At 71.2% G+C, this 13,166-nt stretch carries 11 protein-coding genes; 6 read left to right on the top strand and 5 right to left on the bottom strand.

Going from position 1 to position 13,166, the window contains the following annotated elements; genetic code table 11:
* Nucleotides 1–165: 165 nt before the first annotated feature.
* Entirely contained in the window at nucleotides 166–1,335 is a 1,170-nt protein-coding gene (locus BZB76_RS20285) for an FUSC family protein (RefSeq protein WP_121435944.1), read from the bottom strand.
* Nucleotides 1,336–1,392: 57 nt separating this feature from the next.
* Between BZB76_RS20285 and BZB76_RS35325 the strand changes: the two genes are divergently transcribed.
* The 4 genes from BZB76_RS35325 to BZB76_RS20270 all read left to right on the top strand — a co-directional run bounded on the left by BZB76_RS35325 (nucleotide 1,393) and on the right by BZB76_RS20270 (nucleotide 5,458).
* The gene (locus BZB76_RS35325; RefSeq protein ID WP_211343087.1) at nucleotides 1,393–2,241 is read left to right on the top strand and encodes an SMP-30/gluconolactonase/LRE family protein; all 849 of its coding nucleotides are present in this window, start codon (nucleotides 1,393–1,395) and stop codon (nucleotides 2,239–2,241) included.
* The gene (locus BZB76_RS20280) at nucleotides 2,238–3,626 is read left to right on the top strand and encodes a glucose-6-phosphate dehydrogenase (protein ID WP_211343086.1); all 1,389 of its coding nucleotides are present in this window, start codon (nucleotides 2,238–2,240) and stop codon (nucleotides 3,624–3,626) included. The genes BZB76_RS35325 and BZB76_RS20280 overlap by 4 nt, the downstream gene beginning before the upstream one ends.
* The gene (locus BZB76_RS20275) at nucleotides 3,623–5,062 is read left to right on the top strand and encodes a sugar porter family MFS transporter (RefSeq protein WP_121435942.1); all 1,440 of its coding nucleotides are present in this window, start codon (nucleotides 3,623–3,625) and stop codon (nucleotides 5,060–5,062) included. Before BZB76_RS20280 ends, BZB76_RS20275 begins: the two co-directional genes overlap by 4 nt.
* 150 nt (nucleotides 5,063–5,212) lie before the next feature.
* On the top strand, nucleotides 5,213–5,458 hold the full coding sequence (locus tag BZB76_RS20270) for a hypothetical protein (RefSeq protein WP_121435941.1): 246 nt from the start codon (nucleotides 5,213–5,215) through the stop codon (nucleotides 5,456–5,458).
* Between the two features lie 793 nt (nucleotides 5,459–6,251).
* Here BZB76_RS20270 and BZB76_RS20265 read toward each other — a convergent pair.
* Nucleotides 6,252–6,761, bottom strand: a complete 510-nt coding sequence (locus BZB76_RS20265; RefSeq protein WP_121435940.1) for an RICIN domain-containing protein — start codon at nucleotides 6,759–6,761, stop codon at nucleotides 6,252–6,254.
* Nucleotides 6,762–7,240: 479 nt separating this feature from the next.
* Between BZB76_RS20265 and BZB76_RS20260 the strand changes: the two genes are divergently transcribed.
* On the top strand, nucleotides 7,241–7,480 hold the full coding sequence (locus tag BZB76_RS20260) for a hypothetical protein (RefSeq protein WP_121435939.1): 240 nt from the start codon (nucleotides 7,241–7,243) through the stop codon (nucleotides 7,478–7,480).
* A gap of 479 nt (nucleotides 7,481–7,959) precedes the next feature.
* Here BZB76_RS20260 and BZB76_RS20255 read toward each other — a convergent pair whose 3' ends face one another.
* Nucleotides 7,960–8,760, bottom strand: a complete 801-nt coding sequence (locus tag BZB76_RS20255) for an SAM-dependent methyltransferase (protein ID WP_121435938.1) — start codon at nucleotides 8,758–8,760, stop codon at nucleotides 7,960–7,962.
* A 99-nt stretch (nucleotides 8,761–8,859) separates the two neighbouring features.
* Here BZB76_RS20255 and BZB76_RS20250 point away from each other — a divergent pair, with 99 nt between their 5' ends.
* Nucleotides 8,860–10,497, top strand: a complete 1,638-nt coding sequence (locus tag BZB76_RS20250) for a SpoIIE family protein phosphatase (RefSeq protein WP_121435937.1) — start codon at nucleotides 8,860–8,862, stop codon at nucleotides 10,495–10,497.
* Between the two features lie 151 nt (nucleotides 10,498–10,648).
* Here the strand turns inward: BZB76_RS20250 and BZB76_RS20245 are convergent, their stop codons facing one another.
* Together BZB76_RS20245 and kdd are read right to left on the bottom strand one after the other, a co-directional pair.
* Complete coding sequence (locus BZB76_RS20245) at nucleotides 10,649–11,980, bottom strand: DUF2252 domain-containing protein (protein ID WP_121435936.1); 1,332 nt, start codon at nucleotides 11,978–11,980, stop codon at nucleotides 10,649–10,651.
* Nucleotides 11,981–12,030: 50 nt separating this feature from the next.
* The gene (gene kdd / locus BZB76_RS20240) at nucleotides 12,031–13,095 is read right to left on the bottom strand and encodes an L-erythro-3,5-diaminohexanoate dehydrogenase (protein ID WP_121435935.1); all 1,065 of its coding nucleotides are present in this window, start codon (nucleotides 13,093–13,095) and stop codon (nucleotides 12,031–12,033) included.
* Nucleotides 13,096–13,166 lie beyond the last annotated feature (71 nt).

The following is a 13,166-nucleotide window of genomic DNA, read 5'->3' as shown; positions in this document are numbered from 1 at the left end:
GTCCACCACCAGTCGGCTGGCCGCCCCTCCCCGATCAGCGGGGCCGCACACCACCAGCGACAAGACCGCTGATCATTACTCCCGGATGGCCGTCAGCACCCGGTACACCGACGTCCATTCGGCCCGCGGCCCCTTTACCTCCGTTCGGCTCCCGGGGTGTGGTTGCTAGGGAGATCTGCGTCGAAGTCGCCGGGCCCAGCCGAGCAACCGGTGGGATGAGTGGGATGAGGTCGCCGGTGGTGGCACGCGCTGGTCGAGCGCGCCTTCGCGGACGGCCTCGGTCGCCTCGTCGGGGTCGACGCCGGCGAAGGTGATGATGTCGGTGGCGACCATGCGGAGGCTGTGGGCCAGGAGCGCCAGGTCCGCATCGGCGGACTGGTCCAGCGCGGCGGTGCAGGAGGCCAGTTCCAGCGCGCGGTTCGCGGCGTCCTGCCGTGTTCGGACGTCGCCGAGCGCACGTGCCAGCGCGGCGATCACGTCCGCGAGGTCGTGGACCGGTTGCCGGACTTTGCGCCGGGTGTCGGAGGGGGCCGACGCGACGAGGCGTGTGAGCATGAGGCAGCTGTCGGCGAGCAGGTCGAGGTGCTCGGCGTTCTCGTTCTCCTGGACGACGACGGTCGCGCGAGCCCGCCATCCCAGGGTGCGGCGGGTGACGTTCGTGCTGGCCCGGCCGGCGCGGCGCAGCTCGGTCAGGCGGTCGCGGACCTGGCGCAGTTCCCCGACGGCCCGGCCGCGGAGGTCGTCGTCGTCTTCGGCGATGGCGCGTGCGGCCGTCGCGAGACCGCCGGCGACCGCGGTGAGCGCCGACTTTTCGGCCCGGCGCATAAGTGAGATTGGTTCCGGGGGGAAAAGGAGCTGGGTGAACACCAGAGCGACCCCGGTGCCGATCAGGGCGTCCACGAGACGTTCCAGGCCGCTTGCCATGTCTCCGACGGCCACCACCAGGATCGCGCTGAACGCGGCCTGGACGGCGACGAGCGGCTGGTCGGTGACAAGGCGCGCGATGGCCAGGGCGGTGAAGACGGCGACCGCCATCACACCGAAACCGGATCCGATCGTGATGAGCACGAGGTCACCGATCACCAGGCCGAGGATCACGCCAAGGATGAGCCGGATCGCGTTCACGCCGCGTTCCCCGAGGTTGGCGATCAGCGCGATGATCGCCGCGATCGGGGCGAAGAACGGCGCGGGGTGCTCCAGCAGGTACGTGGCGATGCTCCAGGCGACGCCGGCGCCGAGGGTCGCCTGCACGACGATCCACCCGTCCACCGCGACCCGGTGTGCGGCGGCACGGGCGATGGCGCGGGCGGCGGCGCGGGGTCTGGGTGCTGTCATCTTCTGCGTCCTTCCCCCGCGGCTTGGTTTGACCGCGCGGGCCGATGCGGTGAGGGGGTGCGGGAGGTGAAGGCGGAGCAGGTGACCGGGTCGGTCGCCTACCACGGCGAGGGGCCGGTGTGGTCGGCCGCGTGGGGTGGTCTGCGGTGGCTGGACATGCTGGCGGGCGACGTGCTGTCGCTCGCCCCGGACGGGACGGTCGCGCGGCGCCATGTCGGCACCGTGGTCGCCGCCGTCCGGCCCAGGAGGCGAGGCGGCGCGGTGATCGCCGTCGAGCGCGGTTTCGCGCTGGAGGACCCGGACGGGACGCTGACCACCCTGCGCCCTGTCTGGTCCGGTGACGGTGTGCGGATGAACGAGGGTGGATGTGATCCCGACGGCCGCTTCTACTGCGGTTCCATGGCCTACGACCAGCGGGAAGGGGCGGGCGCTGTGTACCGCCTGGATCCCGACGGCTCGACGGCGGTGGTGCTGGACGGCGTGACGGTCTCCAACGGCCTGGAATGGAGCCCGGACGGTACCCGCGCCTACTACGTCGACACCGCGACCGGCCGGGTCGACGTCTTCGACTACGACCGGGAGGGCGGGCTGACCGGGCGCCGTCCGTTCGTCACCACCTCGGGCGACCCGGACGGGCTGACCGTCGACGCGGAGGGCGGCGTGTGGGTGGCCCTCTACGGCGGTGGCGCCGTGCACCGGTTCGCGCCGGACGGCACCCGCGACGAGGTCGTGGAGTTGCCGGTGTCCAAGACGACGGCGTGCGCCTTCGGTGGTCCCGATCTCGGCCGGCTGTACATCACGACCTCGCGCGAGCACCTCGATCGGGGTGCCGAGCCGGACGCGGGCGCGCTGTTCGCCTGCACGCCGGGTGTGAACGGCTTACCAGTACGGGAGTTCGCAGGATGAGCAACACCGATGCCTCAACGCAGACTCTTGTCATCCTCGGTGCGCGCGGCGACCTGACGTCCCGGCTGCTCCTGCCGGGGCTCGGTGGCCTGGTGGAGGCGTCCCGGCTGGACGACCTGCTCCTCATCGGCAGCGACCAGGGGGAATGGTCCGACGGCCAGTGGCGCTCGGTCGTCGCCGACGCGTTCGCCGACGGCGGCGCCCGCGGCCCGGCCGTCCAAGCCGTGGTCGGCAACGCCCGATACGTCCCCGCGGACGCCACCGACGACGGTGACCTGCGTCACCTGCTGGATCAGCGCCGCGGCCGCCTCACCCTGTATTTCGCGCTGCCCCCGGCGGTGATCGCCCAGTCCTGCCGGACGCTGGCCGCAATCGGCGTGCCGAACGGCACGCGCCTGGTCCTGGAGAAGCCCTTCGGCACCGACTCGGCCTCGGCCGCCGAGCTGAACGAGGTCCTGCACGGTCTGGTGCCCGAGGATCACCTCCACCGCGTCGACCACTTCCTCGGAATGGCGTCGGTGCTCAACATCCTGGGCATCCGGTTCGCCAACCGGGTGATCGAGCCGCTGCTCACCGCCGAGCACGTCGAAGCGGTCGACATCGTGTTCGACGAGACACTCGGCCTCGAAGGCCGCGCCGACTTCTACGACAGGACGGGCGCCCTGCGGGACATGCTGCAGAGCCACCTGCTCCAGGTGCTGTCGTTGGTGGCGATGACCGCGCCGAGCACGCTGGAACCGGTGGACGTCCGCGACGCCAAGGCGCAGGTCCTGCGGGCCACGCACGTCTGGGACGACCGTCCCGACAGGTTCAGCCGCCGCGCCCGCTACACCGCCGGCGACGTCAACGGCCGCCTGCTGCCGTCGTATGTGGACGAGCCGGGCATCGACGCCTCGCGCCAGACCGAGACGCTGGCCGAGGTCGTCTTCGCCGTCGACACCTGGCGGTGGGCCGGTGTGCCGTTCCGCGTCCGGTCGGGCAAGGCGATCGGGTCGCCCCGCCAGGAGGTCGCCTTCACCTTCAAGAGCCCCCCGCACGTCCCGGCGGGCCTGACCGGCGCGGCCCTGGACAACCGGCTGCGCATCGGCATCGGCCCCCGGCGCCTCCAGCTCGACCTCAACATCAACGGCGCCGGCGACCCGTTCGAGGTCGAACAGGTGACGCTCGGCGCCGCTTTCGACCCCGGTGGCCTCCTGGAGTACGGCGAGGTGCTGCGGGGCGTCCTGCGGGACGACAAGCCCCTGTCGGTGCGCGGTGACATGTCGGTCGAGTCATGGCGCATCGTCGAGCCGGTGCTGGACGCCTGGCACGCCGGCCGTGTCCCCCTCCACGACTACCGCGCCGGAACCTCCGGCCCGCAGACATGGGAGGACTGGAACACATGACCGGTGAACCACTGAACGTGCGCCCCGCGCAGCAGAGCAAGTTCGAGGAGCTGACACCGCAGGGGCTCAAGACCGCCCGCCTGTGGGCGGTGTTCATCACGATCGGCAGTTTCCTGTTCGGCTTCGACACCGGCATCATCTCCGGCGCCCTGCTGTTCATCCGCGAGGACCTCGGCCTCACCTCATTCGAGCAGAGCTCGGTGGTGAGCGTCCTGCTGCTCGGCGCGGTCGCCGGCGCGGTCGCCGGCGCGCTCAGCTGCGGGCGCATCGCCGACCGCTACGGGCGGCGGCCTCTGCTGGCGGCCCTCGGCGTGGTGTTCCTCGTCGGGATCGTGATCGCCGCCGCCGCCCACAGCTACGGGGTGATGCTGCTCGCCCGGATCATCATGGGTATGGCCGTCGGCGGCGTGTCGGCCACCGTGCCGACCTACCTCGGTGAGATAGTCCCGCCCCAGATCCGGGGCCGCATCCTCAGCCTCAACCAGCTGCTCATCACCATCGGCCTGCTCGCCTCCTACATCACCAACTGGGTCTTCGCCGACGCCGAGAACTGGCGCGCCATGTTCGCGGTCGGCGCGATCCCTTCCGCGGCCCTGGTCATCGCGTGCATATGGCTGCCCGAGTCCCCACGGTGGTTGATCCGCCGCGGCCGCACCGACGAAGCCCGGCGAATTCTGGAAAGAATCACCCGCCCCGGTGTCCCCGACCGGGTCATCGAGCGCTACACCCCTGACCGCGAGGACCACGCCAAGATCGAAACCGAAGGCGGCCGCGCGCGGGCGTTGCTGCTCCCCAGATACCGTCCCGCACTCCTGGTCGCGATGATCCTCGCCGCGCTTCAGCAGTTCTGCGGGATCAACACCATCCTCTACTACGCGCCGACGATCATGGAGACCACCGGGCTGAGCGCCTCCAACGCGATCTACTACTCGGTGTTCATCGGCGTCGTCAACGTCATCATCACACTGGTCTCCCTCGCCCTCATCGACCGGATCGGCCGCCGACCGCTGCTGATCGTCTCCCTCGCCGGGATGGGCCTGTCCATCGCGATGCTGGGCCTGGCCTTCGCCGTCGAGCTGAGCCCGGTGATCACCCTGGCGTTCATGATGCTGTACATCGTGGCGTTCGGGCTCGGCATGGGCCCGGTGTTCTGGGTCCTGCTCGGCGAGATCTTCCCACCCGCCCTGCAAGCCGAAGGATCCAGCGCGGGCGCGACCGTGAACTGGCTGTCCAACTTCGCGGTGAGCCTGGCCTTCCTCCCCCTCATCGACGCCCTCGGCCAGGAGACCACCTTCTGGATCTTCGCCGGCATCTGCGTCCTCGGCCTGCTGTTCGTCTCCCTCTGGGTCCCCGAGACACGCGGCCGCCGTACCCACGAGGTCGGCGTCGACCTCCGCCAACGCTGGAACGTCCCAGAAGAGAAAGAAACACCCTGACCCGACCGTCCACGACCACCGGCCCGCGAGAAGGCGGCGTGCAGGTGCCGGAACCCCGGAGCGTCACCTAATACAGAAAACCCCCTTTTTACAGTCGCATTTACGGATGGAATTCCCACGGCCGCCGGCACACCGACCCGGTTCATCCACGTGCGCAACGACTGCGGGCTGTGCCACGAGCATGACGCCGACTTCGAGATCGTGGAGAAGGCACTCAACCCGCCGCGCTGGAACGGCCGCGACCCCCAGCGGTTCTGCCAGGGCTGCATCGGCCGATGGACAGCCACCCGAGCATGGACGGCCACCCGAGCGATGACCCGGCCCGGCGGCATCTCTCCCACCGATCCGCTGACGGTGACCGTCACCCTGCTGTGCCCAGGCGGTGGCTCATGGTGAAACACCCCGGACTACCAGCCGGCCGCTGCTAAGGACCCGCTCGGCGAGGCCCCCGGCGACCGAGCCCGGCGCGGCCGCGGGTGCTCGCGTCGCTGGAGTTGTTAGCGAGCCCGCCGGGCACCTGGCCGAGCTCGCCTCCGCGCTGGAGGGCGCCTACACGCGCCTGCTCGACACCCCCAGATTCCCAATAGGCCGCTGTTGGCGCCGACCTTGAACTCGACGAGTCCGTGGCCGGCGCGTTTACCCGTCCCCTTGATGTGGTTTTCCGTGCGGTCGCAGGAGACCGGATGGTTGTCCCAGGCCGTGGAGACCCCGCCGAACAGCAGCTCGGCCCAGGGTTCGGGCCACCTTCCGACCTGGTGGGAACAGCAGAGGACGCCGTCGTAGGTGAAGGTGCTGTAGGTGTAGTCGGTCCAGACGGCGCGGGCGGTGCCCTTGAAGACGACGCTCCACTCGCCGCTGTCGTAGCGCACCTCGACCGGGACGTCGGGTGGCGGGGCGGCCGCGGAGGCGGGAGCCGCGGTGGCGAGCGGGAGCGTGAACGCCGCGAGATGCTGGCGGCGGCCGGGAACCGGGCGGGCTTGCGGATGCGCCGCTGGGAAGCGGTCGTGGTGGGCATGAACTCATCGCCTGGTGGAGAGTGCCGCGTGTGCGGGCGTGGGCGGCCAGGCCTTGACGGGGCGTTGCCGGTTATCCACGCAGAAGGCCCAAGCCGGGATCACCTGATCCCATCGCCTGGGCCTTCCTCGGTTCCGGCCGTCATCGCGACGGGGTCATCGGAACGTGCGGTGGGTCAGGCGAAGGTGTCGGCGACGATGATCTGCCCGTCGCGGATCACCCATTTCTGGTTGGGGTGGTTCAGGCAGCTCCAGAGCCGGACGTTGGTGTTGTCGGCCCGGCTGTTGGTGGCGTCCAGGCACACCGGGTTGGAGGCCAGGGTGTCGGCGACGATGATCTGCCCGTCCCGGATCACCCATTTCTGGTTGGGGTGGTTCAGGCAGCTCCAGAGCCGGACGTTGGTGTTGTCGGCCCGGCTGTTGGTGGCGTCCAGGCACACCGGGTTGGAGGCCAGGGTGTCGGCGACGATGATCTGCCCGTCCCGGATCACCCATTTCTGGTTGGGGTGGTTGAGACAGCTCCAGAGCCGGACGTTGGTGTTGTCGGCCCGGCTGTTGGTGGCGTCCAGGCACACCGGGGCCGCGAGCGCGCGCTGGGGGGTGGAGGCGGAGGCGGCGGCGACCAGGCCGGTGGCCATCGCGGCGACGGTCAGGGCCAGGCCGGTCAGTGCAAGGTGCTTGATCACGGGAGTACCTCTCGGGGTGTCCTGGAGTACCAGAGTCCCCAGAAGTATCACTGAAAGTGTTCGTGTAGCTGCATAACGTCATGGTCGGTGTCTTATCACCACTGGCTCGATGCAGCCGCCTGTCGTTGCACAGTTCGATGCCGACCAGACAAGCCCTGGATTAGGAAATTGCAGGTCAATGGCACCGATGCGGGGTCGAAGTGCGCCGTCTAGTCCCGGGAGACGGTTGACGTTGTGATCCCAGGACACGAACGGTCCGCGAGGGAGGATCGGAGCGGCTAGTGGCGACGCGGCCGCGATGGTCAAGGCCCGCCGCCGCTACGACCGCGCCGACATCGCCGCACATGAGCACCTGATCACCGGGTCGTGGCGGCCGCTGGTGCTGGCCAACCCCGACCTGCCCGCCGGGCAGGTCGACAAGGCCGCGTTCACGCTGTGCGCGGTGATGCACCTGCACGCCCACGCTGCGCCGCCGGGACGTGTCCGCCGTCGGCGCCGACCGGTGGAGCAACCCGCGCGCCCGCCTGCTCGAAAGCCGGGGCTGGGACGCCGCGCGGCCGCGCGTGCTGGCCGCTTTGGAGTTGGAGGACGAGCCGGCCGGGCATCTGGCCGAAATCGCCTCCGCGCTGGAGGGCGCCTACACCCGGGTGCTGGACGGGCTCGGGAGCAACACCACGGTGCAGTTGCTCGGGAGGCGGGTGCCGTATACGCTCCCGTGACCTGCGGCGATCTCTCTACATTGGCCTTGGGTCACGTTCGGGAGAACACCCCGCCAGCCCCGAGCGTCGCCAGCTTCTGCAACCCTCGTTTGCGGCTGACGACACGTCAGTTAACGACACTCCACCGCCACCGGCCAGCCGCTACTGGCCGTTCCGATCCTCCTCCCGGGCTCACCGAAAGGCGCACCAGGACGCCCACGGGCACGAGCAGGTGCACGATAACGCACACGGGACGCACACGTGAGGTACGGGCATGCGGATCGGGAGGCACACCCGGGCGGGGACACGCACGAGGACATGCACCACCCTCGCCCGCATCGGCGCCGCGCCCGGCGACCGGTGGCTGTGCTGCGTGCCGAGCCGTGCTGCGCCGCCTTCGCGCCAGTGAGGAGGCGGACCGGCACATGCACCGAAACGCGCACGGGCAGGCGGGCCAACGCGCCGGGGGCGTACCGGTGGCGCGGGCGGGGGTGTGGGGGTCATTGGCGGTGGGCCACGCCGCCGAGCATTAGGGAGCGTTCGGGGTCGGGGATGGGGGTGCTGTCGTCCGGGCGCCAGGTCGGTATGTACACCAGGCCGGGGTCGAGGAGGTTCCAGCCGTCGAAGAAGCGGAGAATTTCGGCGTGCGAGCGCGCTACCGCGGGGGAACTCGCCCGGTCGTACAGGCGGCCTATCGCCGCGGTCTTTCCCGGTTCCGTCTCGTGGGTCATGTGGGAGATCACCAGGTGGCTGCCGGGCGCGCACGCGTCCCGGAGCGCGGCGACGATCGAGCCCGGATCCTCCTCGTCCTTGACCAGGTGCAGTGCGGCGACGAGGAGGAACGCGACCGGTTCGGACAGGTCGATGAGGTTCCGCAGCGCCGGGTCGGCGAGCAGGTCCGCGGGGCGCCGCAGGTCGGCGCGCAGGACCGCGACCCGGTCCTCGCCTGCCAGGAGGGCGCGGCTGTGCGCGACGGCGACGTCGTCGTTGTCGACGTACAGCACCCGCGCCGCCGGGTCGACGTCCCGTGCGACCTCGTGCACGTTGCCCTGCGTCGGGATGCCGGAGCCGAGGTCGACGAACTGCCTGACACCGGTTTCGGCGACCGCGCGGACCGCGCGCCGCAGGAACGCCCGGTTCGCGCGGGCGAGCTCCCGCGCACGCGGTTCGACGCGCAGGAGGCCGGTCGCCAGCTCACGATCGGACGCGAAATTGTGGTCACCGCCGAGCAAGAAGTCATAAACCCGTGCGACGCTGGGTTTTCGACAGTCGACTTCGGGTGGAACCCACTCAAAGCCCATGCATCCGTCTCCCTCTGACCGGGGGGCGCCGTCCGCGCGGGGATCTCAGCGTAACGCGGTTCCGCGCGACCGGCCCGGCCCACGGAACGGTGAACGCCGATGTCCGAACGACCGCCGCCGCGGGCGGCGCCGGTGACCGTCCTGCTGACCTCGGACGGCAGGATCACCGGGTGGAGCGAGGGCGCCGCGCGGCTGTTCGGCCGTGGCCCCGGCGAGGCGGTCGGGGCCACGGTCACCGACCTGCTCGCCGACCTGTTCGGCGAGCCGCCGGGCGGGCCGACCGCCGATCAGCTCATGGCCGCTCTCGGCCGCGCCGCCGAGGGGCGGCCCTGGTCCGGGACGCTGCCGCCCGCGGGCGACGGCGCCGCGGTGGACGGGGGCCTGTCGGTGGCGTGCGAACCGATGACCGTTCAGGGCGGCGGCGTCGCCGTCGCGCTCACCGTGACACCGCCGTGGGCGGGCCGGTTGGAACTGCTCAGCGAGGCCGGCCGCCGCATCGGCTCCTCCCTGGAACTGCACCTGACGGCCCGGGAGGCCGTCGCCGTCACCGTCCCCCGGTTCGCCGACGCCGGGGCCGTCTACGTGCTGGAGCGGCTGCTCGCCGATGATGACCGGCCCACGGCCGAGGTCGACGGGTCGGTGGTCGTGCGGCGCCTGTCCATCGTGTTCGCCGACGACGACCCGCGCGGCTGGGCCCGCGAGTTCCCCGTCAACGAGGTGATCGTCTACCCGCCGACGACGCCGTACGCGCGGTGCCTGGCCACCGGGCGCATGGTCGAGTTCGGCGGCGCCGCCGTCCAGGACACCCTCGCGCACCGCACGGGCCGCCTCATCGACGGGCTTCTCGACCATGTCTCACTGCTGGCGGTCCCGCTGGTGGCGCGGGGCCGCCCCCTCGGGTTCGCGGTGTTCAGCCGTAAACGCGGCCGCCCACCGTTCGCCGCCGCCGACGCCGCGCTGGCCGCCGAACTCGCCGCGCAGACCGCGACGTGCATCGACAACGCCTGCCTGTACCGCCGCGAGCACCGCACCGCCACGGCGTTGAAGGCGAGCCTGGTCCCCGCCGTGGTCACCGCGCCGCCCGAGTTGGAGATCGCGCACCGGTACCTGCCGGCGGGCAGCGGCGTCGGCGGCGACTGGTACGACGTGGTGCCGCTGCCCGACGGCCAGATCGCCGTGGTAATCGGCGACTCGGTCGGCCACGGCGTCACCGCCGCCGCGGCGATGGGCCAGCTGCGGGTCGCCGCGCGCACGCTTGCGGCCTGCCGCTTCCCGCCCGCCGTGGTCCTGGAACGCCTCGACGCGATCGCGCAGGATCTGCACGCCGCCCAGTTCGCCACCTGCCTGTGCCTGGTGTGCGACCCCGCGACCCGCTATTGCGAGGTGGCGTGCGCCGGTCATCCCCCGCCGCTGCTGTCCCTTCCGGACGGGACGGTCCGGCGTTTCCCCGTCCCGTCCGGCCTTCCGCTCGGCGTGTCCGACCAGGCGCACCCGGCGGAGTACGAGCAGGTTCCGGCGGCCATCCCGCCGGGCGCGACCCTCGCCCTCTACACCGACGGGCTGGTCGAGAGCCGTCGGCGCAACGTCGACGAGGGCATAGCGCGGCTGGCGTCCGCGCTGGTCGCCTCCCATGCCGGCACGCTGGAGGAGACCGCCGACGGTGTGCTGAACCTGCTGTCCGACCAGCACGGGCACGACGACATCGCGCTGCTGCTGATCCGCGCGGCCCGACCCTGACCCCGGTCCGACCCGCCGGGTGCGCTGTCGGCGCGTCACTTCGAGCTCGCGGTACGCCTGCGTCCGGTGTTGACATGTCGGAGGGGCGACAGGGCCGGGTGAGGGGGCGGGCTCCGCCTCGGGGATCGGGGCGTGGGGCCCGCCCTGTTCTCTACAGTCCGGGGATCTGGTGGTTGCGGAAGGCGTCGACGAAGTAGGTGTGGTCATCGCGGACGATCTCGGCGTAGCGGGTGCCGAACGCGACCATGGCCTCGACGAACCGTGACTCGTCCGGGCCGATGACCGCGTCGATGGCGTCCTCGACCTGAAAGCCGACGAGGGTGTGGTCGGAGTCGGAGTCCGAGACGCAGTGCACCTTCGCGGTGGCGCGGCCGAGGTCGTCCAGCAGCGACACCATCTCGTCCGGCTCGCTGAGACCGCTCCAGTCGAGGTCCTCCTCGTAAGGGGACAGTTCCTGCACGACGTAGCCGACGCCGTCGATCTGGGTGTGGCCGAGCCACGGGTCGCTGTTGGCCTGCAGGGCGCGGCGGGACACGGCCGTGCGGTGGCCGTGGTCGCGGAAGTACTCGCGGATGCGGGGGTCGTCGACGACCCGGCTGGGGGCGGCGACATTGCCCTGCTTCATCGACAGGACGACGTCGTTCTCCAGGGCCTGGGTGCTGCCCTCCACCAGGATGTTGTACGCCGAGAGCCCGGCCGAGCCGATGCCGAACCCCGAGGCGCCGACGATGTCCTTGACCTGGTAGGTGAGGCTGCCGAAGCGCTTGTCGACCGGGATGGTGGTCAGGTACTCGCGGTAGGCGGCCTCGACGGCGGCGCGTTCGTCGTCGCCGAGGCGGCGGACGCCGGGACGGTCGCGGAACCGGCGTTCGGAGCCGTCCACGACCGTCATGCCGTCCAGCAGCCCGATCCGCGTGCCGCCCATCGCGGCGACCAGCACGTCGCGGACGTACCCGTCGGCGGTGTCGAGCGTCAACGCGAACCGCTCGTCGCCCTCGTGCGCCGCGAACCGGCGGACCTGGTCGACGTAGGCGCGGACGTAGGTCTCGATGAGGCGGCGGATGTCGTCGTCGGAGATCGCCTTCTGCCAGGCCAGCAGCGCCACGCTCGCGACGAGCCGCTTGACGTCCCAGGTGAAGTGCCCGACGTAGGCCTCGTCGTAGTCGTTGACGTCGAAGACGAAGACACCGTCGTCGTTCATGTAGGTGCCGAAGTTCTGCGCGTGCAGGTCGCCTTGGATCCACACGCGGGAAGTGCGCTCGTCGGCCCACGGGTCGTCGTCGTGGACGACGTCGGCGTAGAACAGGCAGGCGCTGCCCCGGTAGAACGCGAACGGGTCGGAGGCCATCTTCCGGAAGCGGCGGCGGAACTCGGCGGGGCTGCGCTCCATCAGGTCCGAGAACGCGTCGACGAGGACGTCGACGATCTGCGCCTGGCGTTCCTTCGGGTCCCGCCCGCGCAGGTCCTCGATGATGCTCCCCATGCTGTCTCCCTCGTGTTCCGATACCCGGCCGCGTCCCGGGGCATTGCCGGTCATTCTGCCGAATCGTCCCCGGTCCGGGAGGTGAACAACGCGCGGACGGCGGGTTCCGACCGCACCAGGTCCAACGCCGTCTCGGCGTGCCCCGGCACGTAGCCGTTCCCGATGAGCATCGTCACGTCGGCGGCGAGGCCCTCGGCGCCGAGGGCGGCGGCGGAGAACGACGTCGCCATCGAGAAGAACACGACGGTGCCGCCGGGCGCGGTCGCCAGGATCGCGCCGTGTTCGCAGCCCGGCACGTCCACGCACACGACGGTGACGTCCACGGGCCCGTCGTGGGCGTCGCCGATCGCGGCGGCGACGGCGACGGGGTCGCGGGCGTCGGCGCGGACGACGGTGTCGGCGAGACCGGACGCGGCGAGCCGTTCCTCCTCCTCGGCGGTCGGCACGAGCCCGACCAGGTGGGACGCCCCGGCGCGGCGGGCCGCGGCCAGTGACAGGCAGCCGCTCTTCCCGGCGGCTCCCAGCACGGCCACGGCGGGCCCGTCGGCGCGGCTCCCTCGATGGGAGGCGACGACCCGGTGGGTGAGGGCGGGGGCGCCGCACACGTCCATCACGGCGAGGGCGAGCGGCACGGGCAGGTCGTCGGGCAGGACGGCGGCGATGGACCGGGCGAACAGGATCGCGTGGCCCTCGGCGGGCACCTGCTCCGACAGGCCGTTCCAGCGGGCCAGCCCATCGGTGATGGCGAGGGGCGTGAGGGTGAGGGACACCAGGGTCGCGACGCGGTCGCCGCGGCGCAGGCCGAGCGGCGAGTCCGGTCCGGCCTCGTCGACGACGCCGACGAGCATGCCGCCCGACCCGGTCACCGGGTTGTGCATCTTGCCGCGCTCGGCGACGATCCGCAGCACGTCGGCGCGGATCGCGTCCGGGTCACCGCCGTGCGCGGTGTGCAGTTGCCGGAAGGACGCGGCGTCCAGGTTGAGGCGTTCGACCGCGACGCGGACCTCGTCCGGCCGGATCCGTGGGTCGGTGTCCAGCCGCAGCGCCGCCTGCGGCAGCACGCCCGGCGGCTCCAGTACCCGGTGCAGGCCCACCGCCGTGTCCGCGTCGCTCATCTCCCCCACCCCTCATGCACGAAAGATATTCCGAACATTACTGGTTTCATCGAAATTCTTCCCGTACCGTC

The organism is Actinomadura pelletieri DSM 43383 (assembly GCF_003634705.1).
Lineage (GTDB): Bacteria > Actinomycetota > Actinomycetes > Streptosporangiales > Streptosporangiaceae > Spirillospora > Spirillospora pelletieri.
Note: the sequence above shows the minus strand (reverse complement) of the source record. Positions and strands in the feature narration are given on the sequence as shown.